Genomic DNA, 22,159 nt, shown 5'->3' on the forward strand with positions numbered 1-22,159 from the left:
TCGACTCAAAGTCAATGACGAGATACCCGGAGATTTCCGTACTCTCCGATCAGCGGCGCCATCTGCCGGAAGCCGATCTTGCCTCCTGCCAGGGCGGGTCCGCCGATCGAGCCGTCGTCCTGCCAGCGGAACGAGACCAAATCGTTGATTGAGAAGCTCACCGCGCCCGCCTTGACGTCCAGCCGGATCGTATAGGGCCCGTCGGCGTCCAGCACGCCCGGCAGCGGGTCGGCGCCCTGCGCGACCAGGTGGAAGCCGTGGCTTTTGCGCAGGTTGCAGGTGTGCAGCGCGCGTTCTGAGGGCCACATGCGGCGGAAATAGGACACGTGGTAGGCGTTGATGTCGCCGTGGTGGTACTGCTCGTAGGGGCCGTCGCGATGATTCAGGGCGGCATCGAAAAGATCCTCCCCGTCGCGGCCCCTGGCGTGGAAGAACATGATCGCCAGTCCCGGCTCCCTGACCGGCCAGAAGTCCCACTCGATCCGCACGTCGGCGGGGAACTCCTCCGGGCACCACAACACCAGGTTGGCCGCCTGCCCGTCGGACGGCGGCCGCAGACTCTCCAGCCTGAGGCGTCCCTGGGGGAAGGACATGGCCCCGTCTCCCTCCATGCGGAAACCGGTCAGGTCTTCGGGGGTGGCGAGGGGGTTGCGGTAGAGCTCGGTCACTTTGCTCGGCTCCTTCTGGGGCTCGCGGCGTGGGGGAAAGTGCTGGTCACAGGGATTCTGGAGGGCACACCCGGGATGACACAAGAACGCGCCCACCGCCGACGCCTCTGCGACCGCCCGGCACAAGACATCTGGCTTCGCCACAGCCGCATGCCCGGCACAAGACGCCTGGCTTCGCCACAGCCGCATGCCCGGCACAAGACGCCTGGCCTCGCCACAGCCGTACGCCCGGTACGGACGCGCGGGCATCGCCTCCAGCAACGACGCGCCCGACGGCCCGACCAGCGGGCATGCCCTGTGAGCACGCGCCCGGCGAGCACGCCCCGCACGACCACGCGCCCGCACGGCCAGGCCCTCGGACGGCCACGCGCCCGGACGGCCACGCGCTCGGACGGCCACGCGCCCGCAGGCACCGCGACGCAGCCAACGCGGACACCGCACCTCACTCGCTGACCTCTCCCCCGGCGCCGCGTCGGCGAGGCGGCGAACGGACGAGCCCGGCGCAACAGCCACGGCCGCCAGCAGAGCGCGCGGAAAGGCACGCCAACACAAGGCACGTGCACCGCAGCAGAGCCGCAGCCGGGGGCCGCACCCAGGGTCGGGGCCGGGGCGAGGGCGGAGGGCTGGGGGCCGTAGCCGAGGCCGGGGGCCACAGCCGGGGCCGGCCGCCCGCTGGGCAGGGTGCGGCTCAAAGCCGCTGGCGTGCCGGGTTCAGAGCTCGCGGCGCAGCGCGCTGGACTCGCGGATCACCAGGTCAGGCTGGAAGATGACCTGGCGGTGCCGGTGTTGTTCAGGCTCGGCCACTTCCTCAAGCAACAGGTCGATGGCAGTGCGCCCGAGCAGTTCGCGGGGCTGCCGGATGGAGGACAGGGGAACGGCCGCCGCCGCGGCGAAGTCGATGTCGTCGTACCCGATGATGGCCAGGTCCTCGGGCACCCGCAGCCCGTGCGAGGCCATCGCCTGTAAGAAGCCCAGGGCCATCATGTCGTTGGCGCAGAAGGCGGCGGTCGGGCGTTCGGCGGCGGGCAGGGCCGCCACGCGCTCCCCGATCGCCCGCCCCTCGGCCACGGTCAGCGTGGGCGAGGTGGAGACGAGCAGTTCGACGGCGCCGTCCGCGGCGGCGACGGCGCTGGTCACGCCCGCGTGCCGGTCGGCCACCTGCTTGATGGACGACGGCCCGCCGACGAACATGATCCGCCGGTGCCCGCGTTCAATGAGGTGAGCGCCGGCGATCTGCCCGCCCAGCCGGTCATCGACGGCCACCGAGCACTGCAGCCCGGTCGCCGGGCTGTCGACCAGCACGACGGGGGTGCCCCTGGCGACCAGTTCCTCCAGCCAGGGGGTCTCCATCTCGACCGGGGTGATCAGTATCCCCATCACCCGCTGCTGTTCGAGCTGGTCGAGGTGGCGGCGCTCGCGGCCGGGGTCGCCGGCGCTGTTGCAGAGCACCACCATCGAGTCGTGGTCGTCGGCCACGGCCTCCGCGCCCTGTGCCACGTCCACGAAGAACGGGTTGGACACGTCGAGCACGACGAGCCCGACCGTTCTGCTGCGGCCCACCCGCAGGTGGCGGGCCACCTCGTTGCGGACGAAGCCCAGCTTTTTAATCGCTTCAAAAACGCGCTCGCGTGTGGCGGGGGCCACGATCTCCGGCCGGTTGAGGACATTGCTCACCGTGCCCACTGAGACGCGCGCGAGCTGCGCGACCTCCTTGATGTTCCTGGTCGCCATCGATCCTCACGAGGCCGTGCTGCTGAAAGGGGGGAATGCGCAGGTCGGAGCGCCCCGCTGGAGCGCGGCACACACCGGAAAAGCGCAGGACCCGCTGCGTACGGCGGATCGCCGAAACGCGGTCCGCCGAGAGCTTCGGCTCATCATAGCGGCATTCAAGATTCTTTTGAATCGTCTCAAAGACTCGGGATGGTCACGCTCCGGAGCCGGGAGACGGCGTGGCGGCGCCGGACTTCATGCCGTCGAGCATCAGCCGCAGGTATCGCCCCGGGTCCGCGGCCACCGGCGCGGGCAGGTCCTCGGGGTGGCAGGTGAAGACGTTCAGCAGGTGGATGAGGTCCTGCACGCCAACGTCCGGCCGCATCGAGCCCTCCTCCTGTGCCCGGCGTACGAGCGCGTCGAACCGCCCGACCCACTGCGCCCGCACCCGCGCGAACTCGGCCCGGTCCACGAGCGCCTCCTCCGGCACCTCGGCCAGCGCGGTGGACAGCGCGGCGCGGCCGGGCTCGGCGACCCAGGAGACGAAGTCCCAGATGGCGCTCCAGGCGTCGGCGGCGCTGCCGGCGGCGGTGTCCAGCGCCTGCGCCATGGTGTGGATGTAGTGATCGCCGACGGCCGCGATCAGGGCGTTGCGGTCGGGGAAGCGGCGGTAGAGCGTGCCGATGCCGACGCCGGCGCGCCTGGCGATGGCCTCCATGGGCGCGCCCACGCCCCGCTCCGCCACGACCTCGGCGGCGGCCTCGACGATCTTGTTCAGGTTCCGCCTGGCATCCGCGCGCACCCGCCACCCCTAAATGGACGATTCGATTCCGCTTAGTGTACCGTCCAAGCAACCGGAATCTGAGATTCCACTTAGCTGGAGGTTCCCATGATCGTGATAACCGGCGCCACCGGCACCATCGGCCGGGCCCTCGTCGAGCGGTTGCGCGGGCACGACGTCCTCGCCGCCGTCCGCCGCCCCGCCGACGACCTCGGCCGCCCGTACGCCCTGGCCGACTTCGACGAGCCCGGGACCATCGGCCGGCTGCTGTCCCCCGGCGACCGGCTCTTCCTCAACAGCGGCCTGTGGCCCGGCGTCGTCGAGGCCCAGCGCGCGATCATCGACCTGGCCGCCAATGCCTGCGTCGCGCAGATCGTCGCCATCTCCGTACGCGACGCCGCCCCCGGCGCCAGGCTCGGTATGGGCATGCACGGCCTCATCGACGCCCACCTGCGCGAATCGGGCGTCCCGTGGGCCATCCTCCAGCCGAGCGGCTTCATGCAGAACCTGCCGCGCGACTTCCGCGACGGCGTCATGTACGGCTCGTACGGCACCGCGCCCGTCAACTACATCGACACCCGCGACATCGCCGAGGTGGCCGCGACCCTGCTGACCGGCGAGATCGGCCAGAACCGCGACCACGTGCTCACCGGCCCCGAGTCCCTGTCGCACGACCGGATCGCCGAGGAGGTCGGCAGGTCCATCGGCCGCCCGGTCCGCTATGTGAACCTGCCCGTCCCCGAGATGACCGCCCACCTGGAACGGCAGGGCATCCCCCAGCCGCACGCCGGCGACCTGGCCCGGCTGATGTCCGAGACCGGCGACGGGCGCTGGGCACCGACCACGACGACGGTCCAGGACCTGGCCGGCCGCCCGCCCCGCCCCCTGTCGGCCTTCCTCGCCGACCACCAGAACGCCTTCATCTGAGCCCACGCACGTCAGTCCCGAGGGACGCCTTCACCTGAGCCCACGCACGTCAGTCCGGAAGGACGCCTTCACCTGAGCCCACGCACGTCACTCCGGAAGGACGCCTTCACCTGAGCCCACGCACGTCACTCCGGAAGGACGCCTTCACCTGAGCCCACGCACGTCACTCCGGATCGACCACGCGGATGCGTACGGCCCTGAACAGGGCGGGGGTGTCGCGCAGGACCGCCAGCCGGGGATCGGGCACCACGAGGAACGGCTCGCGCTCCAGCACCAGCAGCGGCTCCAGCCGGCGGTCGGGCCGCAGGGCCTCCACCGCCCTGCGATCCCCGCCGAAGACCACCGCGTCCAGCGCGGCCAGGTGTGGCATCACCACCCGGACCACCGTCTCCACCGCGTCGTCGTACGCCTGGGCGGCCTGGTTCCTGCGCCGCCTGGCGAAGCGCTGCTGCGACCAGCCGCCCGCCGCCGTACGTCCCTGGACCAGCCGCGAGCCCACCTTGGACGCCACCAGTTCGGTGCCGTGGAAGACCCCGGCGGCGTACCCGCCGAGGCGTACCAGGAAGACCCCGACTCTCCGTGCGGCGCCCGCGTGCGTGACGAACCTGGCGACGTGCGGCGGGCCGGGCGGCATCATCGGCGGGAACGGGACCCGCAGCTCCGCCAGCGCCCCGTCGGCGGCCACCAGCCGCACGACCTGCCGATCCCCCGTGGCGGTGAAGGGGCCGTGCCGTGCGGCGAATCCGTCGATCCACGGGTTCAGGCGCTCCGGCGGCACCGTGACCCACCGGCCGCCACCCTTCGCCGGACGCGCGCTCATGCCCCGAAGGTTAGCGGAAGCCTCCCCAGACGCATGGGGCGGGAACCAAAGTGGAAATGTCGGTAAATTTTGGTTCAGGGGGCTTATGCGGCGGTTGCGACTGGAGCAGCATCTGTACGTGTCCTCCCTGCTCACCAGTCCCCTAGTGGACCTCGACACCGGGGCCGTCATCGCGCACCCCGCCGTCGTGGACCCCACCGGCACACTCAGGGCCGCGCCGTTGCCCATGGTGCTCGAACTGCCGGTACGGGTGGTGCTGTCGGGCGCCGGCGCGCTGGCTCCCCTGCACGAGGCGCTGAGACGGGCGGGCAGGCATCCGCGCGAGGCCATCGTGCTGCTCACTGGACCGTGCCACGAGCAGGACAGGGCGCTGCTCAAGGTGGGCATCGACGGCCTGCGCACGATCGGCTACCTGATCGGGTTCTCCGACGTGGGCGCCTCGGGCGCGAGCCTGGACCTGGTCACCGACTCCGCGCCGTACCTGCTGGCCCTCGGCCTCGACGTGGTCTCGCGTATCCCGGGCGACCACCGGGCGGCCGCGGTGGCGCGGGCGGTGACGACGCTGGCGCGCGGCATCGGCGCGCACGTGATGGCGCCGGGCGTGGAGCGCGAGGCGCAGGTGGCGGTGGTGCGCGGCCTGGGCGTGCGGCTCGCGCACGGCCCGCTGCTCGCGCCGGGTCCCGACGGCAAGGTACGGGTGCCGCTGCCGATCGAGGACGAGCCGCCCGACTCGATCATGCTCGGCCCCCGGGTGCAGGAACTGCTGCTCCCGGCCGTGACGCTGCCGGCGGAGGCGAAGGCCGAGGAGGTGGTGGCGGCGTTCGGGCACGAGCCGACGATCACCAGTGTGATCCTGGTCGATGAGTTCCAGCGGCCGAAGGGCAGCCTGGACCGCGGCAGGTTCCTGTTGTCGTTCGCGGCCCGCTACGGCCATGCCCTGCACGGCTCCAAACCGGCCCAGCGCCTGGCCGACCCGCCGCGTACGGTGCCACGCACGACCCCGGCGATCGCCGCCATGCAGGCGGCCGGCCGCGACTCGGGCCGCGTCTACGACGACCTGGTGGTCACCGACGAGCTGAACCGCTGCCTGGGCATCGTCCGCGTCTCCGACCTGATCCGCCAGGTCACAGCCCTCAGAACCTGACCCACCGGGCCACCACACACAGGAGCGGGGCCACCCTCTCAGAACCTGGGGCAGCGGGTTCCGCGCGGGTAAGAAGCAGGCATGCTGAACAGACGGGCCCTGCTCGGCGCCGGGCTGCTGACCGGGGTGGCCGCGTGCACCGCCGACACCCCCGCGCCGAAGAACGCGGCCTTCGCACCGTACGACTGGACCTCCGTACGGGCCCAGTTCGCCCTCGACCCCGCCTACGCCCAGTTCGCGGCGTTCGTGCTGGCCCCCGCGCCCGCCCCGGTCCGTGAGGCGATCAGGGCGCACCGCGACGGCCTCGACGCCGACCCCGAGTACACCCCGGCCGGCGGCGGCTCCCCCGACCAGACGGTACGCGAGGCCGCCGCCCGCTACCTGGGCGCGGAGCCGGGCGCGATCGCGCTGACCGACAGCACCACGATGGGCCTGGGCCTGCTCTACTCCGGCCTGGTCCTGCGACCCGGCCAGGACGTGCTGACCACCGAGCACGACTTCCTGGCCACCCACGAGGGCCTGCGCCTGCTGGCCGCGCGCACGGGCGCGAAGGTGCGCAGGGTCAGGCTGTACGACGACCCGGCCGGCGCCTCGGCCGACCGCATGGTGGCGGCGGTCAAGGAGGGGCTCGGCCCGCGTACCCGGGTGGTGGCGCTCACGTGGGTGCATTCGAGCACCGGCGTGCGCGTGCCGATCCGCGCCATCGCCGACGTGCTGGCCGAGGCGAACAGGGGCCGCGCCGAGCACGACCGGGCGCTGCTGTGCGTGGACGGGGTGCACGGTTTCGGCGCGATGGCCGACGGGGTGGCGGACCTGGGCTGCGACTTCCTGGCCAGCGGCACGCACAAGTGGTTGTTCGGGCCGCGTGGCACCGGCATCGTGTGGGGCCGGGCCTGGGACGCGGTGGCCCCGATCGTGCCCAGCTTCAGCCAGGCCGCCTTCGCCGCCTGGCACAACGGCGGCACACCCGGCCCGAACACGGCGGAGCTGGTCACTCCCGGGGGCTACAAGGCGTTCGAGCACAGGTGGGCGATGCCGCAGGCGTTCGCGTTCATGTCGGCGATCGGCAAGGACCGGGTGCGGGGCCGCACCCAGGAGCTGGCCACCAGGTTGAAGGACGGCCTGGCCGGGATGCCGCACGTCAGGCTGGCGACGCCGCGCTCGCCCGAGTTGTCGGCGGGGCTGGTGTGCTGCTCGGTGGCGGGCATGCAGCCGGCCGAGGCGGTGGGGCGGCTGCACGGGCAGAAGGTGGTCACGAGCGTGACGCCGTACAACCCCTCGCTGCTGCGCTTCGGCACCAGTATCGTGACGAACCCGGAGCAGGTGGATCAGGCGATCAAGGCGGTTGAAGGGCTGCGATGAACTGGGACGAGCCTTACGGGCCGCTGATCGAGACCCGTGTGCGCGTGCTGACCTGGAACGTGTGGGGCGAGTACGGCCCGTACGCCGAGCGCTCAGGCCGGATCGAGAAGCTGGTCGGCGAGTTGTCGCCCGACGTGGTGGCCCTGCAGGAGCAGGCCGGCCAGAGGCTGCGCATGCTGACCGGCCGCAGCGCGCCCGCCGCCCCCGGGCTGGTCTTCTACGACGCGTGGGAGGTGGCCGGCGACGGCGGCCCCGGCCACACGTGGGGCAACGCCAACCCGTGGGCGCGGCCCGGCCTGTATCCGGACCGGCGCTTCGACTACGTGCTCAGCGCCTGGCCGAAGGCGGGCGGCGCGGGGCATCCGGTGCGTTGCGAGGTGGTGGGCGACGGCCCCGACCCCGCCTCCGACCACTACGCGGTGCTGGCGGAACTGCGCTACTGACCTCAGAAGCCGAGCACGTTGCCGCGGTTCTTGCCGACGTGGTCGAAGGCGATGCCGTTCATCAAGGGAACGCCATGGCCGGCGGCGGTGCGTTCCCACCGCTCCTGGCGGTGACGTCTGTCAGATCACGCGGCTCACCAGCCCGGTGTCCAGGCTGTAGTAGGCGCCGATCACGGTGGCGCTGCCGTAGAGGAGACGGTCGGCTCTCAGGTGCGAGACGGTCTGCCGGATGTGGGCGCGGACCATGGGCTCGACCCGGCCGCCGGCGGTGTCGTAGGCGGGCTGCAGCGCCTCGACGATGGAGGGCAGTTCGCCCGGCAGGGTCACGCGCCGGCGTAAGGCCCGTGCGGCCGCCGTGACCGCGCCGCAGCGCTGGTGCCCCAAGACGACGACGAGGCTGGCGCGCAGGTCCTGGGGACCGTACTGGACGGCGGCGGTGACGAGGGAGTCGAGCGTGTGGGCGGCGGTACGGACGACCAGCAGGTCGCCGAGGCCGACGTCGAAGACGACCTCGGGCGGCACCCTGGAGTCGATGCACGACAGCACCACCGCGGGCGGCGACTGGCCCCCGGCGAGCTGTTTCCTGCGTCGCGGGTCCTGGTGCGGGCGGTGGGATTTACCCGCCGCCCAGCGCCGGTTGCCCTGCACGAGTAAGGACCAGATGTGCCCGGCGGAACCACGCCAAGCGACGGCTTCGTTACGCACGGTTCCGATATGCCCGCCGATCAGATGACCTAGCGGGCATATCTCATATACGGCAGGCGTAGATGTCGGTGACCAGAATGGCTCTTGCGCCGATGTCCCAGAGCTGGTCCATCACCTGCTGGTGGCCCTTGCGCCGGACCATGGCGCGTACCGCCACCCAGCCCTCGCGGTGCAGCGGCGAGACCGTGGGGCCCTCCATGCCGGGCGTGAGGGCGATGGCCTCCTCGATGCGCTCGGCGCGGATGTCGTAGTCCATCATGACGAAGTCGCGGGCGTGCACGACGCCCTGGAAACGGCGTACGAGCTGGCCGACGCCCGGCGAGTCGGGAGCGCTCTGCCGCTTGATCAGCACGCCCTCCGACTTCATGATCGGCTCGCCGAACACCTCCAGGCCGACGTTGCGCAGCGTGGTGCCGGTCTCGACGACGTCGGCCACCGCGTCGGCCACGCCGAGCCTGATGGCCGTCTCGACGGCTCCGTCCAGCTTGATCACGCGGGCGTCCACGCCCTGGTCGGACAGGTATTTGTCGAGCAGCCCCGCGTAGGAGGTGGCGACGCGGCGGCCGTTGAGGTCGGCGACGGACGACATCGAGCCGGCCGCGGCGGCCAGCCGGAAGGTGGAGGCGCCGAAGCCGAGCGGCATGATCTCCTCGACCGGCGCGCCGGAGTCGATCAGCATGTCCCTGCCGGTGATGCCCACGTCGAGGGTGCCCTCCCCGACGTAGACGGCGATGTCGCGGGGGCGCAGGAAGAACAGCTCGCAGCCGTTGGACTCGTCGACGACGACGAGCTCCTTGCTGTCCCTGCGCGAACGGTAGCCGGCTTCCTTGAGTATGTTCTGGGCGGCCTCGCTGAGAGAGCCCTTGTTGGGTACTGCCAGACGCAGCATGATCAGGTCCTTACCTCGTGTCTCGCTTCCGCTGTCTCCTGGTGACGGGCGCGCCCGGCGCCCTAGAGATGCTTGTAGACCTGGTCGAGGCCGATGCCCTTGGCGATCATGAGCACCTGCACGTGGTAGAGGAGTTGGGAGATCTCTTCCGCGGTCCTGTCGTCTGACTCGTATTCGGCCGCCATCCAGCTCTCGGCGGCCTCCTCGACGACCTTCTTGCCGATGGCATGGACGCCGGCGTCCAGCGCGGCCACGGTGCCCGAGCCCGCGGGCCTGGTCGTGGCCTTCTGCGACAGCTCGGCGAACAGCTCTTCGAAGGTCTTCATGGTCTCTCTCGTCGGTCGTTTGACGTGCCTGCTAAGCCTAGTCTGCGTCACGGGATGAGGCCGCCCGGTGTCCGCCACGCGAGACGGTTTCGGCAGACCGCCCCTGAACCGTAAAAGTCACCCTCGCATCCGTGCATCGTGCCAAACCAGGAAATATCCAGATCAGGGCCGTACACGCTGGGAGGTCGTGAAACTTACATGGTCCGAGCTTGTCACTTACCCGTTTAAGTGCTGAGATCCACACAAGCGGCGGCGACAGATCGGACGGCCATTCATGCGACGAACGACGGCGGCGGGCGCCACGGTCCTGCTCGCGTTCCTGACCTCGGCCTGCGTCACGGGCGGCCAGGCGCCGGCCCAGCAGGCGGACAGGAACGCTCCCGAGACCCTGACCTTCTGGTCCACCGGCGGCGACGACGAGACGGCGATCTTCCAGAAGGCGGCCGACCTCTACCACCAGAGGCATCCGAACGTGACGGTCAAGGTGCAGACCCTGTCGTGGGACGACGCCTACGCCAAACTGCTGGCCGCGGCCACCAGCCGCAGCGGCCCCGACGTCATCTCCGGCGGCATGACCTGGACCATCCAGTTCGGCGCCAGGGGCGCCATGGTCGACCTGCGCACGCGCGGGCTGGACTCGCTCAAGGCGCAGGCCCAGCCCGCCCAGTGGGAGTCGGCCATCTCCCCCGACGGCTCGGTGTACGGGGTGCCGCTGGACATGTCGACCCTCGCCCTCTACTACCGCACCGACCTGCTGGACCAGGCCGGTCTCGACGCCCCGCCCAAGACGTGGGAGGAACTGACCGCGGCCATCGGCAAACTCAAGGAGGCCGGGGTCAAGAAGCCCTACAGCCAGGACTGGGGCAACCTCGACTGGATCGGCTACTTCAACTACCTCTACCAGGCGGGCGGCACGTTCTACACGCCCGACTGCAAGCCCTCGCTCGACACCCCGCAGGCCGAGCGGGCGCTGAAGTACTGGGTGGACCTCTACCGCGAGCACGGCGCGCCCACCGCCATCGCGGAGGCGTCCGACGCGCTGGACACCGGCACCGCGATGGTCGTCGGGGGCAACTGGATCGCCAAGGGCATCGACAGCAACAAGCCGAAGCTGAAGGGCAAGTGGGCGATGACCACGCTGCCCGCGGGCCCCGCCGGGCCGACCACGTTCATCGGCGGCCGGGCGATCGGCGTGACCTCCTTCAGCAAGCACGTCGAGACGGGCGCGGACTTCGTCAAGTTCATGTACAGCGATGAGGCCATCGCCGCCATCGTGGCCGAGGCCAGGAACCGGAACCTGCCCTACATCCCGCCGCGGCCCGACAAGGTGGTGGACTCCTCCTCCTTCACGCCGGAGCAGGCCCAGGTGTTCGAGCGGGCGTTCAAGACCGGCAAGGCCGCGCCGGGCTGTCCCGGCTGGGACGAGAGCGCGCCGGACGTCTCCAAACAGCTCCAGTCGGCCATCCTCGGCAAGGCGGACATCAGGACCGCGCTGAGCGAGGCCGCCAAAGTCATGGAACGCAACGCCGGCTAGCTGGAGCTCCGAGATGGCCCATCCCGTGCCCCTACGCAGCCGGTTGCGTCGCTACGGCACCTCGTACGCGATGTTGCTGCCCTTTCTCGCGTTGTTCGCGGCGTTCCTGATCTGGCCGCTGGCCAACTCCCTCTACCTGAGTTTCACGGCGTTCGACGGCATCAACCCGGCCGCCTTCATCGGCCTGGACAACTTCGCGCAACTGGCGCAGGACACCAGGTTCCGCCACGCGCTGGGCAACACCGCCGTGTACGTGCTGGCCTCGGTCCTGCTCGGCACCCTGCTGTCGCTGGGCCTGGCGCTGGCCTTCGACGGTACGGGCTGGGCGCACCGCATCATGCGCACCGTGTTCTTCCTGCCGTCCGTGACCTCCTCCATCGCGCTCATGCTGATGTGGAAGTGGGTGCTGTTCCCCAGCGACGTGGGCCTGGCCAACACGATCGTGAGCTGGTTCGGCGGTGCGGCGGTCCCCTGGCTGGCCACGCCGGGGCTGACGATCCCGATCCTGGTGCTCATGTCGGTGTGGGGCGGCATGGGCTACGGCATGGTGCTGTACGTCGCCGGGCTCGGCTCGATCCCGCAGGAGTACTACGACGCGGCCGAGATCGACGGCGCCTCGGCCTGGCAGCGGTTCCGGCACATCACGCTGCCGCTGCTGCGGCCCGTCACCACGTACGTGGTGGTGACCGGCCTGATCGGCGCGTTCCAGGTGTTCGAGGCGGTCTACATCGTCTTCAGGGCCACCAACAACGTCGGCGGCGTGCTCGACTCCGGCCTGATGATCGTCCCCTACCTGTACGACCAGGGGTTCACCCACTTCAGGCTGGGCTACGCCTCGGCCATCGCCTGGGTGCTCTTCCTGGTCATCTTCGTGCTCAGCCTCGTCAACCTGCGCCTGGGCCGCGCGACCAAGGAGTTGTGATGGCCGTCGCGCCGCCGGACACGATCACCGACGCGCCCGGCTCCTCACGTCCCGGGCCGCCCCCCGCGGCCCGTGGGCGGTCGCGGCTCAACGGGCACCTGCTGCGCCTGCCGTTCTACCTGCTGTCGCTGACCATGCTGGTGCCGTTCTACTGGCTGCTCATCACGGTGTTCAAGCCGCCCGCCGAACTGGCCAGGACGCCTCCGTCGTTCGTGCCGCAGTCACCCACCGTGGCCAACTTCTACGACGCGGAATGGTCGCCCGAGCGCGTCAATCCCGGCCATCTGCAGGGCATCTTCCAGCGTTTCCAGGTGGACTTCGGATTCTGGCGGTTCCTGTTCAACAGCCTCCTGATCACCACGACCATCACCGTCGGGGCGCTGCTCATCTGCTCGCTGGCCGCGTACGTGATCGCCAAGCACGACATCAGGGGCCGCAGGGTCATCTTCCTGATGATCATCGCCTCGATGATGGTGCCCTGGCAGACCACGCTGATCCCGAACTACATCGTCATGCGGAACCTGGGCTGGCTGGACAGCTACACCGCCTACATCGTCCCGGCGCTGGCCAAGGCGTTCGTGCTGTTCTTCCTGGTGCAGTTCCTGCAGTCGCTGCCGAATGAGCTGATCCAGGCGGCCAGGGTGGACGGCGCCGGGGAGTGGCGGATCTGGTGGCGGATCGTGCTACCGCTGCTGCGGCCGGCGCTCGCCGCGATGTCCATCTTCATCGTGCTCGCCGAATGGAACAATTTCCTCTGGCCGCTCATCATCGTGCAGAGCGACGAGATGGCGAATCTGCCCGTCGCATTGGCGCGGCTCAACTCCTATTACGGCGGGCCCGACCACCAGGGCGCGATCATGGCGGGCGGACTGCTGGCGTCAGTCCCGACGATCGTCTTCTTCCTGGTCTTCCAGCGGTACTTCACCCGCGGCATCGCGTTGAGCGGCCTGAAAGGCTGAGAATCGGCATTTGCGTTCTTGACCGGGCTGCCCGGCTGATCTATGTTTCCGGGAAGTCAATCATTTACCCCGGACGCGGAAAAACCTCTGCGCCGACCTTGGAGACCTGGTGTTGACGGAGAGGCGTTTTCCGCATTCGCGGCGCTCCCGGCAATTCCCAGGAAATGCGGGCCACAGGCCGTATGCCCGAGCCCAGCCGTGGTGTTGTGGGAAAGCGGCGCGCCGCGCGGGCTACGGATATCGCCGGTTCACCCCGGCGTTGGAGTAATTCTCCGAGACCCGTTTCCGCCCTCATATCGGCGCGAGGGTTCACCTTGAGGGCGGAAACGGCGCTGCCCGCCGCACCTTGTGGTGCGGCGGGCAGCGAATGTCAGGTCAGCGCTCGTAGCGGCGGCCCGAGTTGTTGCCGCGGTAGCCGCCGTTGCCGCCGCGCTCGTCGGAACGCCCGCCGCCGGAGCGGTAGCCGTCGCGGGGCGCGCGGTCGTCGGAGCGGAAGCCACGGTCACGGTCGGCCGAGAACGGACGGCCACGGTCGGACCCGGCGCCGAAACGCGGTCCACGGTCGTCGGAGCGGAAGCCGCCCCCACGCTGTCCGCGGTCGTCCTGGCGGGCCGGGCGGTCGTCGGAACGGTAGCCGCCACGGCCACGGTCGTCACGGCGGCGGTCGTCGCCGAACGTGCGCGGCTCCTGCGAGCGCCCGAACGGCCGCTCACCGTCGCCGTGCCTGCGCGGCCGACGGTCCTCGCCCGACCCGAACGGGCGGTCCCCGTCCTCGTGCCGGCGCGGACGGCGGTCCTCACCGGAGGCGGAGCCGAACGGCCGGTCGCCGTCCTCGTGCCGGCGCGGACGCCGGTCGCCGTCGAAGTCCCTGCGCGGGCGACGGTCGTCACCCGTGCCGAAGGTGCGCTCGCCGTCCTCGTGCCTGCGCGGCGGACGGCGCTCGCCCTCGAAGCCACGCCGGTTGCGGCGTCCGCCGCGCCGCTCGGCCGTGCCGCCCTCGCGGCGCGGGCGCAGCGGCTTGCGGACGTCCGGCTCCCACACGGGGATGGGCTCGCCGCTCGGCGCGCGGGCCCCGGTCACCTCGGCGACCCTGGGGTGACCCGGGGTGGCCTTCAGGCGGAACGGGTGGATCCCGGCGCGGCGGGTGAGCTGGTCGGTCGAGCGGCGCTCGTTGGGCAGCACCAGCGTGACGACGGTGCCCTTCTCACCCGCGCGGGCGGTACGGCCACCGCGGTGCAGGTAGCTCTTGTGGTCCTGCGGCGGGTCAACGTGCAGCACCAGGCTGATGTTGTCCACGTGGATGCCGCGCGCCGCGACGTCGGTGCAGACCAGCACGTTGACGGAGCCCTCGCGGAACTCTCCCAGGATGCGGGTGCGCTGGTTCTGGCGCTTGCCGCCGTGCAGGCCGCCCGACTTCACGCCGACCCTGGCCAGCTGCTTGCACAGCCGGTCCACGCCGTGCTGGGTGCGGACGAAGATGATCGTACGGCCCTCGCGGTTGGCGATCTCGGCCGTGACGTCGAACTTGTCGTCGCGCGACACCTGCATCACGTGATGCTCCATGGTGTCCACCGGCGAGGTGGCCGGGGCCACGGAGTGGGTGATCGGGTCCTTCAGGAAGCGCCGCACCAGCTTGTCGACGTCGCCGTCGAGCGTGGCCGAGAACAGCAGCCGCTGCCCGCCGGGCTGGGTCTGCGCGAGCAGTTCGGTGACGACGGGGAAGAAGCCGAGGTCACACATGTGGTCGGCCTCGTCAAGGACGCTGACCTCGACGTCGGCGAGCGAGCACTCGCCCTGTCTGATCAGGTCGCCGAGCCGGCCGGGGGTGGCGATCACGACGTCCACGCCACGGCGCAGCGCCTCGATCTGCTTGCCCATGGACATGCCGCCGACGACGACCTTCATGCGCAGGCCGAGACCGCGTCCGAGGGGTTCGAGGGCGTCGTGCACCTGCAGGGCGAGCTCACGGGTGGGAACGAGGATCATCGCGCGCGGGTGCCCGGGAGTGGGCTTCACGCCGGCGATGCGGGCCATGGTGGGCAGGCCGAAGGCGAGCGTCTTGCCCGATCCGGTCTGGCCACGGCCGAGAACGTCGTTACCCGCGAGCACGTCGGGAATGGTCGCGCTCTGAATCGGGAACGGGCTGTCGAAGCCCAGCTTGGCCAGTCCGTTCACGAGCGGCTTGGGCAGGCCCAGCAGCTCGAACTCGGACGGGCCCGGCTCGGAGGTCTCACCGAGCGAGGGCATGACAGCGTCAAGCATGGTCACGAAAGTCGTGCCTTTCCGTCGAAGTGGCGCGTCACTTCTGCGAAAGGACGAGCCGGGACGTACGGCGCGGAGCCGTACAAGGTTCAAGGGCACCCGCCGTCATGGGGGCGGGATGAAGATGAGGGGAACACACCGGGTGCACCGGCCGCAGGCGATGCGAGACGCGCGATGAGACGTCAGGTGTACCTCTTTGCCAACGCCGGGGATGGTATCGGATATTCCCCGCGATGGGTCCGGACTTTCCGAAACCCACCCGTGGCACGCACACTGCAACGGCCGACGCTTACGTCAGCCGTGACAGCAGCAAAGATCAGACGTTGAAGCCTAGCATACGCAGCTGCTCGCGCCCCTCGTCCGTGATCTTGTCGGGGCCCCACGGCGGCAGCCAGACCCAGTTGATCTTCACATCGGAGACCATGCCCTCCAGCGCCGAGTGGGCCTGGTCCTCGATGACGTCGGTCAGCGGGCAGGCCGCGCTGGTCAGCGTCATGTCGATGGTGGCCACCGGCTGCCCGCCGTCGGACGGGTCAAGGTTGAGCCCGTAGATCAGGCCCAGGTCGACGACGTTGATGCCGAGTTCGGGGTCGACGACGTCCTTGAGCGCCTCCATGACCTCTTCGGCACTCGCCTCACCGTCGAAACCGGTCGGGGTCTCCGTTGGCTTGCTCATTGGGCACTCCTCACCACAGCGTCCTTGTAGGCCATCCACGAAAGCAGCGCGCACTTGACGCGCGCCGGGAACTTGGCCACGCCCGCGAACGCGACCGCGTCGCCGAGGACCTCCTCGTCGGCCTCGACCTTGCCCCTGCCCTGCATCAGCCGGGTGAACTCGTCGACGACCGAGAGCGTCTCGTCCACCGTGGAGCCGGTGGTCAGCTCGTGCAGCACGGAGGCGGCGGCCTGGCTGATCGAACAGCCCTGTCCCTCGTAGGAGACGTCGAGGACCTTGCCGGCCTCGCCCACCTTGACCCTGAGCGTGATCTCGTCGCCGCACGTCGGGTTCACGTGGTGAACCTCGGCGTCGTACGGCTCACGCAGCCCCCGCCCCTGCGGGTGCTTGTAGTGTTCCAGGATCAGCTCCTGGTACATCGACTCGCCGATCATGGCTATGCGAACACCTTCTGGACGTGATGCAGGCCGCGCACCAGGGCATCGATCTCGCCCGTGGTGTTGTACAGGTAGAACGACGCCCGCGTGGTCGCGGGTATTCCGAAGCGCAGGTGCAGCGGGCGCGCGCAATGGTGCCCCACGCGTACGGCGACGCCGAACTGGTCGTCGAGGATCTGCCCGACGTCGTGCGGGTGGATGCCCTCCAGCGTGAACGACACCGTGCCCCCGCGCTGCTCCAGCGTATCGGGCCCGATGACGCGCAGCGACGGCACCTCCCGCAACGCCTCCAGCGCGTGGGCCGTCAGCGTGCGCTCGTGCGCCTCGATGGCGTCCATGCCGACCTCGGTGAGGTAGTCGACCGCCGCGCCGAGCCCGATGGCCTCGACGATCGGCGGCGTGCCCGCCTCGAACTTGTGCGGGATCGGCGCGTACGTCGAGCGGTCCATCCAGACCGCCTCGATCATCTCGCCGCCGCCGAGGAACGGAGGCATGGCCTCCAGCAGCTCGGCCCGTCCCCACAACACGCCGATGCCGGAGGGGCCGACCATCTTGTGGCCGGTGAAGGCCACGAAGTCGGCGCCCAGCTCGGTGACGGCGACCGGGTGGTGCGGCACGGACTGGGAGGCGTCGAGCACGATCAGCGCGCCCACCTCGTGCGCCCGCTGGGCGATCGCGACCACCGGATTGACGGTGCCCAGGACGTTGGACTGGTGGGCGATCGAGACGATCTTCGTCCGCTCGGTGATCACGGCAGGGTCGTAGTCGAGCCGCCCGTCGTCGGTGACGCCGAACCACTTCAGGCTCGCGCCGGTGCGCTGCGCGAGCATCTGCCAGGGCACGATGTTGGAGTGGTGCTCCATCTCGGAGATGACGATCTCGTCGCCGGGGCCGAGCGTGAAGCGCGGGTCGGTGTTGCCCGGGTTGCCGAAGGAGTAGGCGATGAGGTTGAGCGCCTCGGAGGCGTTCTTGGTGAAGATCACCTCATCGCGCGACGGCGCCCCGACGAAGCCCGCGATCTTGTCGCGGGCGTTCTCGTAGGCGTCGGTCGACTCCGCGCCGAGCACGTGCATGGCGCGCCCGACGTTGCTGTAGTGCAGCGCCAGGTGCTCGCGCATGACCTCGATGACCTGGTTGGGCTTCTGTGAGGAGTTGCCCGAGTCGAGATAGACGAGCGGACGCCCGTCGGGCAGCTCGCGGGAGAAGATCGGGAAATCCTTCCTGATCTTCTCCACATCGAAGCTGTTTAGAGTCATGCAGACGCCTTCGTGTACTGCTCGTAGCCCTCGGCCTCGAGCTTCTCGGCCAGTTCCGGGCCGCCTTCCTCGACGATCCGGCCGGCCGCGAACACGTGCACGAAGTCCGGCTTCACGTACCGCAGGATGCGGGTGTAGTGCGTGATCAGCAGCACGCCGGTCTCGCCGGTGGCGCGGAAGCGGTTGATGCCCTCCGACACCACGCGCAGCGCGTCCACGTCGAGGCCGGAGTCGGTCTCGTCGAGCACCGCGATCTTCGGCTTGAGCAGCTCCATCTGGAGGATCTCGTGGCGCTTCTTCTCGCCGCCGGAGAAACCCTCGTTCAGGTTGCGCTGGGCGAAGGCCGGGTCGATGGCCAGGGCGTCCATGCCGCCCTTGAGGTCCTTGGCGAACTCGCGCAGCTTGGGCGCCTCGCCGCGGACGGCGGTGACGGCCGAGCGCAGGAAGTTCGAGACCGACACGCCGGGGACCTCGACCGGGTACTGCATCGCCAGGAACAGGCCGGCGCGGGCCCGCTCATCGACGGACAGCTCCAGCAGGTCAACGCCGTCGAGCAGCACCTGGCCGCCGGTGATCGTGTATTTGGGGTGACCGGCGATCGCGTAGGCGAGCGTGGACTTGCCCGAGCCGTTCGGCCCCATGATGGCGTGGGTCTGGCCGGACTTCACGGTCAGGTTGACGCCGCGCAGGATTTCCTTGTCCGCGACGGCGACCTGGAGGTCACGAATCTCAAGGGTGGACATGTGCTTAGGACTCCTTCGAGAGCGAGACGAGGACGTCATCGCCGTCGATCTTCACTGTGTAGACGTTCACGGGTTGGGTCGCGGGCGGCCCGGTGGGCTTGCCGGTCTGGATGTCGAAGCACGAGCCGTGCAGCCAGCACTCCAGCGTGCCGTCGTAGACCTCTCCCTCGCTGAGCTTGACCTCGGCGTGGGAGCAGACGTCGTGCAGGGCGAAGACGTCCTCGCCCTTGCGGACGAGCGCCACCGGCGTCTCGTCCGAACCGACCTCGACGCCGAGAACACCCCCGTCGGGGATGTCCTCGACCTTGCAGACCTTCTCGAAGCTCATACCGCGAGTTCCGCCTCTACCGCGTTCATCACGCGCTCGCGGATCTCGTCGATCTCGATCTTCTCGATGAGCTGGCCGAGGAAGCCCAGCACGACCAGGCGGCGAGCCTCGTCGTGCGGGATGCCGCGGGCCTGGAGGTAGAACAGGTGCTCGTCGTCGAGGCGGCCGGAGGCGGAGGCGTGCCCCGCTCCCGCGACCTCGCCGGTGAGGATCTCCAGGTTGGGCACCGAGTCGGCGCGGGCGCCGTCGGTCAGGATGAGGTTGCGGTTGAGCTCGTAGGTGTCGGTGCCCTCGGCCTCGACCCTGATGATCACGTCGCCGATCCAGACGGCGTGCGCGTTCTCGCCCTGCAAGGCGCCGCGGTAGTCGACGTTGCTCTTGCAGTTGGGCTGCGAGTGGTCGACCAGCAGGCGGTGCTCCAGGTGCTGCCCGGCGTCCACGAAGTAGACGCCCGACATGTCGGCGTCGCCGCCCGGCGCGGTGTAGGTGACGCTGGGCGACAGGCGTACGAGGTCGCCGCCGAGCGTCACCACGAAGCTGCGGAACGTCGCGTCCTTGGCGAGCTGCGCGTGGTGGTGCGAGACGTGCACCGCGTCGTCGTCCCAGTCCTGGAGGCTGACGACCTTCAGGTTGGCGCCGTCGCCCACGACGAACTCGATGTTGTCGGCGTAGACGGCGCTGCCCTTGTGGTCGAGCACGAGCACGGCCTCGGCCATCGGCTCCACCTTGACCACGATGTGGCCGAAGACGGCGCCGCCGCCCTCGCCCGCGGGCTCGCCGGTCAGCGTCAGCACGGTGGGCCTGGAGGTGACGGCCTCGCGCGGCACCGTGATCACGGTGGCCTTCTCGAAGCTGTTCCACGCCTGCGCGCTGACCCGGTCGCCCGGCATGAACGACTTGCCCACGCGGGCGTCGTCGCGGCCGACCGTCTCGACGGTCACCTCGGGGGCCGCGTCCACGTCCAGGCGGACGTGGCCGACCGCCGCCGAGGAGGCCGCCTTGCCGTTGTGCAGGCCCTTCAGGCGCGAGAGCGGCGTGAAGCGCCAGGACTCCTCGCGCCCGGTCGGGACCTCGAAGTCGCCCAGGTCGTAGGACGCCTTCTCGTGCAGGGTCGACAGGGGCTTCTCGTTCAGGCCCATCAGCCGACGGCTCCTTCCATCTGCAGCTCGATCAGCCGGTTGAGCTCGAGCGCGTATTCCATGGGCAGCTCACGCGCGATCGGCTCGACGAAGCCGCGCACGATCATCGCCATCGCCTCGTCCTCATCGAGCCCGCGGCTCATGAGGTAGAACAGCTGGTCCTCGCTGACCTTGGAGACCGTGGCCTCGTGACCCATCGAGACGTCGTCCTCGCGGACGTCGACGTAGGGGTAGGTGTCGGAGCGGCTGATCTGGTCGACCAGCAGGGCGTCGCACTTGACGGTGCTGGCGCTGCCGTGGGCGCCCTCGTCGATCTGCACCAGGCCGCGGTAGGAGGTACGGCCGCCGCCGCGCGCCACCGACTTGGAGATCACGGTGGAGCTGGTGTTGGGCGCCAGGTGCACCATCTTGGAGCCGGCGTCCTGGTGCTGGCCCTCGCCCGCGAACGCGACGCTCAGCGTCTCGCCCTTGGCGTGCTCGCCCATCAGGTAGACGGCCGGGTACTTCATCGTGACCTTGGAGCCGATGTTGCCGTCGATCCACTCCATGGTCGCGCCCTCGTAGGCGACGGCGCGCTTGGTGACCAGGTTGTAGACGTTGTTCGACCAGTTCTGGATGGTCGTGTAACGGCAGCGGGCGTTCTTCTTCACGATGATCTCCACGACCGCGCTGTGCAGCGAGTCGGAGGAGTAGATCGGCGCGGTGCAGCCCTCGACGTAATGGACGTAGCTGTTCTCGTCCACGATGATCAGGGTCCGCTCGAACTGGCCCATGTTCTCGGTGTTGATCCGGAAGTACGCCTGCAGCGGGATCTCGACCTCGACGTTCGGCGGCACGTAGATGAACGAGCCACCGGACCACACGGAGGTGTTGAGCGCGGCGAACTTGTTGTCGCCGACCGGGATCACCGAGCCGAAGTACTCCTTGAAGAGCTCCTCGTGCTCCTTCAGGCCCGTGTCGGTGTCGACGAAGATGACGCCCTTCTCCTCAAGGTCCTCACGGATCTTGTGGTAGACGACCTCCGACTCGTACTGGGCCGCGACACCGGCGATGAGGCGCTGCTTCTCCGCCTCCGGGATGCCGAGCTTGTCGTAGGTGTTCTTGATGTCCTCGGGCAGCTCGTCCCAGGAAGCGGCCTGCTTCTCGGTGGAGCGCACGAAGTACTTGATGTTGTCGAAATCGATGCCGGTGAGGTCAGAGCCCCAGGTGGGCAGCGGCTTCCTGTCGAACAGGCGGAGGCCCTTCAGGCGAAGGTCGAGCATCCACTCCGGCTCGTTCTTCAGCTCGGAGATGTTGCGTACGACCTCCTCGGACAGGCCGCGCTTGGCCGCCGCACCCGCGGCATCCGGGTCGGCCCAGCCGAACTTGTAATTCCCGAGGCCTTCCAGCTCCGGGCGGTCGGTGACAGTCACCTTCCGGTCTCCTTGCTCTTGTCTCTATGTGCGGAATCGGCCAATGACTGCGGGCTCACGTGCGTCGTGCACACCCCGTCGCCATGGGCGATCGTGGCCAGGCGCTGCACCGGCGTGCCGAGCAGTTGCGCGAACGCCTCCGTCTCGGCCTCACACAGCTGCGGGAACTCCGCCGCCGCGTGCGCCACCGGGCAGTGATGCTGGCAGAGCTGGTCGCCGCCCGACTTGGCCTTGCTGGCCGAGGCGGCATACCCCTCTGCCGACAGCGCCTGCGCCAGCACGTGCACGCGCTGGTCCGCCGGCACCGTCCGCATGACCGGCTCCAGCCGCTTGAGCAGGCTTGCCACCTGCTCGCGGGCGAAGTCGGCCACGGCTTGTTCTCCCATGCGCTCGGCCAGGAAACGAAGTGCGCTCCCGGCGAGGTCGTCGTAGGCGTGCTCGAAAGCACTGCGCCCCGCGTCGGTGATCGCGAACAGCTTGGCCGGCCGTCCGCGCCCGCGCTGTCCGCGCGGGCGCACCGTACGAGGCTCGATCATCCCGTCGGCCAGCAGGGCGTCGAGATGACGCCGGACGGCGGCGGGCGTGAGCCCGAGCCGTTCACCCAGAGCGGCTGCCGCGACGGGACCATGCTCCAGGATCAGCCGGGCGACGCGGGCACGGGTGCCGCGCTCTCCACCTGGCTCCATCAAGGGCATGTTTTTCACAACATCAGTGTG

Annotated in this window: 23 protein-coding genes; 7 read left to right on the forward strand and 16 right to left on the reverse strand. The window is 69.7% G+C overall.

Annotation, left to right across the window (positions count from 1 at the left end):
• Positions 1–11: 11 nt before the first annotated feature.
• The 3 genes from AB0I81_RS53205 to AB0I81_RS53215 form a co-directional block, all read right to left on the reverse strand.
• Positions 12–668, reverse strand: coding sequence for a DUF1961 family protein (locus AB0I81_RS53205; protein WP_360675797.1), 657 nt, complete (start codon positions 666–668; stop codon positions 12–14).
• Positions 669–1,379: 711 nt separating this feature from the next.
• Positions 1,380–2,399, reverse strand: a complete 1,020-nt coding sequence (locus AB0I81_RS53210) for a LacI family DNA-binding transcriptional regulator (protein ID WP_360675798.1) — start codon at positions 2,397–2,399, stop codon at positions 1,380–1,382.
• A 193-nt stretch (positions 2,400–2,592) separates the two neighbouring features.
• On the reverse strand, positions 2,593–3,180 hold the full coding sequence (locus AB0I81_RS53215; RefSeq protein ID WP_360675800.1) for a TetR/AcrR family transcriptional regulator: 588 nt from the start codon (positions 3,178–3,180) through the stop codon (positions 2,593–2,595).
• Positions 3,181–3,267: 87 nt separating this feature from the next.
• Here AB0I81_RS53215 and AB0I81_RS53220 point away from each other — a divergent pair, with 87 nt between their 5' ends.
• Positions 3,268–4,086 (forward strand): NmrA family NAD(P)-binding protein, encoded by an 819-nt coding sequence (locus AB0I81_RS53220; protein ID WP_360675802.1) that lies wholly within the window; start codon positions 3,268–3,270, stop codon positions 4,084–4,086.
• A 163-nt stretch (positions 4,087–4,249) separates the two neighbouring features.
• Here the strand turns inward: AB0I81_RS53220 and AB0I81_RS53225 are convergent, their stop codons facing one another.
• Positions 4,250–4,906: an acVLRF1 family peptidyl-tRNA hydrolase gene (locus AB0I81_RS53225; protein WP_360675804.1), complete on the reverse strand. Its 657-nt coding sequence runs from the start codon at positions 4,904–4,906 to the stop codon at positions 4,250–4,252.
• 85 nt (positions 4,907–4,991) lie between these two features.
• Between AB0I81_RS53225 and AB0I81_RS53230 the strand changes: the two genes are divergently transcribed.
• From AB0I81_RS53230 to AB0I81_RS53240, 3 genes are all read left to right on the forward strand, one after another.
• The gene (locus tag AB0I81_RS53230; protein ID WP_360675805.1) at positions 4,992–6,050 is read left to right on the forward strand and encodes an EAL domain-containing protein; all 1,059 of its coding nucleotides are present in this window, start codon (positions 4,992–4,994) and stop codon (positions 6,048–6,050) included.
• 81 nt (positions 6,051–6,131) lie between these two features.
• Positions 6,132–7,412, forward strand: coding sequence for an aminotransferase class V-fold PLP-dependent enzyme (locus AB0I81_RS53235; protein ID WP_360675807.1), 1,281 nt, complete (start codon positions 6,132–6,134; stop codon positions 7,410–7,412).
• Positions 7,409–7,855 (forward strand): endonuclease/exonuclease/phosphatase family protein, encoded by a 447-nt coding sequence (locus AB0I81_RS53240; RefSeq protein ID WP_360675809.1) that lies wholly within the window; start codon positions 7,409–7,411, stop codon positions 7,853–7,855. The genes AB0I81_RS53235 and AB0I81_RS53240 overlap by 4 nt, the downstream gene beginning before the upstream one ends.
• Before the next feature lie 120 nt (positions 7,856–7,975).
• Here AB0I81_RS53240 and AB0I81_RS53245 read toward each other — a convergent pair whose 3' ends face one another.
• The 3 genes from AB0I81_RS53245 to AB0I81_RS53255 all read right to left on the reverse strand — a co-directional run bounded on the left by AB0I81_RS53245 (position 7,976) and on the right by AB0I81_RS53255 (position 9,775).
• The gene (locus tag AB0I81_RS53245; protein WP_360675811.1) at positions 7,976–8,560 is read right to left on the reverse strand and encodes a carbonic anhydrase; all 585 of its coding nucleotides are present in this window, start codon (positions 8,558–8,560) and stop codon (positions 7,976–7,978) included.
• Between the two features lie 43 nt (positions 8,561–8,603).
• The gene (gene hisG, locus AB0I81_RS53250; protein ID WP_360675813.1) at positions 8,604–9,449 is read right to left on the reverse strand and encodes an ATP phosphoribosyltransferase; all 846 of its coding nucleotides are present in this window, start codon (positions 9,447–9,449) and stop codon (positions 8,604–8,606) included.
• Positions 9,450–9,511: 62 nt separating this feature from the next.
• Positions 9,512–9,775, reverse strand: a complete 264-nt coding sequence (locus AB0I81_RS53255; RefSeq protein ID WP_360675815.1) for a phosphoribosyl-ATP diphosphatase — start codon at positions 9,773–9,775, stop codon at positions 9,512–9,514.
• Between the two features lie 274 nt (positions 9,776–10,049).
• Between AB0I81_RS53255 and AB0I81_RS53260 the strand changes: the two genes are divergently transcribed.
• Genes AB0I81_RS53260 through AB0I81_RS53270 form a run of 3 tightly spaced genes read left to right on the forward strand, consistent with a single transcriptional unit; the run spans position 10,050 to position 13,190 of the window.
• A complete protein-coding gene (locus AB0I81_RS53260) occupies positions 10,050–11,309 on the forward strand; it encodes an extracellular solute-binding protein (protein ID WP_360675818.1) in 1,260 nt (419 codons plus the stop codon).
• Between the two features lie 13 nt (positions 11,310–11,322).
• Positions 11,323–12,231, forward strand: a complete 909-nt coding sequence (locus AB0I81_RS53265; protein WP_360675820.1) for a sugar ABC transporter permease — start codon at positions 11,323–11,325, stop codon at positions 12,229–12,231.
• Positions 12,231–13,190 (forward strand): carbohydrate ABC transporter permease, encoded by a 960-nt coding sequence (locus tag AB0I81_RS53270; RefSeq protein WP_360675823.1) that lies wholly within the window; start codon positions 12,231–12,233, stop codon positions 13,188–13,190. The genes AB0I81_RS53265 and AB0I81_RS53270 overlap by 1 nt, the downstream gene beginning before the upstream one ends.
• 375 nt (positions 13,191–13,565) lie before the next feature.
• On the opposite strand, the gene AB0I81_RS53275 is transcribed toward AB0I81_RS53270, so the two are convergent.
• The 9 genes from AB0I81_RS53275 to AB0I81_RS53315 all read right to left on the reverse strand — a co-directional run bounded on the left by AB0I81_RS53275 (position 13,566) and on the right by AB0I81_RS53315 (position 22,138).
• Positions 13,566–15,452 carry a DEAD/DEAH box helicase gene (locus tag AB0I81_RS53275; protein WP_360675825.1) on the reverse strand — a complete coding sequence of 629 codons (1,887 nt, stop codon included), beginning with the start codon at positions 15,450–15,452 and terminating at the stop codon, positions 13,566–13,568.
• Positions 15,453–15,768: 316 nt separating this feature from the next.
• The gene (locus AB0I81_RS53280; protein WP_360675827.1) at positions 15,769–16,128 is read right to left on the reverse strand and encodes a metal-sulfur cluster assembly factor; all 360 of its coding nucleotides are present in this window, start codon (positions 16,126–16,128) and stop codon (positions 15,769–15,771) included.
• A complete protein-coding gene (sufU, locus tag AB0I81_RS53285) occupies positions 16,125–16,562 on the reverse strand; it encodes a Fe-S cluster assembly sulfur transfer protein SufU (RefSeq protein ID WP_360675830.1) in 438 nt (145 codons plus the stop codon). The genes AB0I81_RS53280 and sufU overlap by 4 nt, the downstream gene beginning before the upstream one ends.
• 2 nt (positions 16,563–16,564) lie before the next feature.
• Positions 16,565–17,821 (reverse strand): cysteine desulfurase, encoded by a 1,257-nt coding sequence (locus AB0I81_RS53290; protein WP_360675832.1) that lies wholly within the window; start codon positions 17,819–17,821, stop codon positions 16,565–16,567.
• Entirely contained in the window at positions 17,818–18,564 is a 747-nt protein-coding gene (gene sufC, locus AB0I81_RS53295) for a Fe-S cluster assembly ATPase SufC (protein WP_360675834.1), read from the reverse strand. The genes AB0I81_RS53290 and sufC overlap by 4 nt, the downstream gene beginning before the upstream one ends.
• A 4-nt stretch (positions 18,565–18,568) precedes the next feature.
• Positions 18,569–18,892, reverse strand: a complete 324-nt coding sequence (locus AB0I81_RS53300) for a non-heme iron oxygenase ferredoxin subunit (RefSeq protein ID WP_360675837.1) — start codon at positions 18,890–18,892, stop codon at positions 18,569–18,571.
• Entirely contained in the window at positions 18,889–20,031 is a 1,143-nt protein-coding gene (sufD, locus tag AB0I81_RS53305) for a Fe-S cluster assembly protein SufD (protein ID WP_360675840.1), read from the reverse strand. Before sufD ends, AB0I81_RS53300 begins: the two co-directional genes overlap by 4 nt.
• Complete coding sequence (gene sufB, locus AB0I81_RS53310; protein ID WP_360675842.1) at positions 20,031–21,443, reverse strand: Fe-S cluster assembly protein SufB; 1,413 nt, start codon at positions 21,441–21,443, stop codon at positions 20,031–20,033. Before sufB ends, sufD begins: the two co-directional genes overlap by 1 nt.
• Positions 21,440–22,138: a helix-turn-helix domain-containing protein gene (locus AB0I81_RS53315; RefSeq protein ID WP_360675845.1), complete on the reverse strand. Its 699-nt coding sequence runs from the start codon at positions 22,136–22,138 to the stop codon at positions 21,440–21,442. Before AB0I81_RS53315 ends, sufB begins: the two co-directional genes overlap by 4 nt.
• Positions 22,139–22,159 lie beyond the last annotated feature (21 nt).

This window comes from Nonomuraea sp. NPDC050404 (assembly GCF_040655495.1).
Taxonomy (GTDB): Bacteria; Actinomycetota; Actinomycetes; order Streptosporangiales; family Streptosporangiaceae; genus Nonomuraea.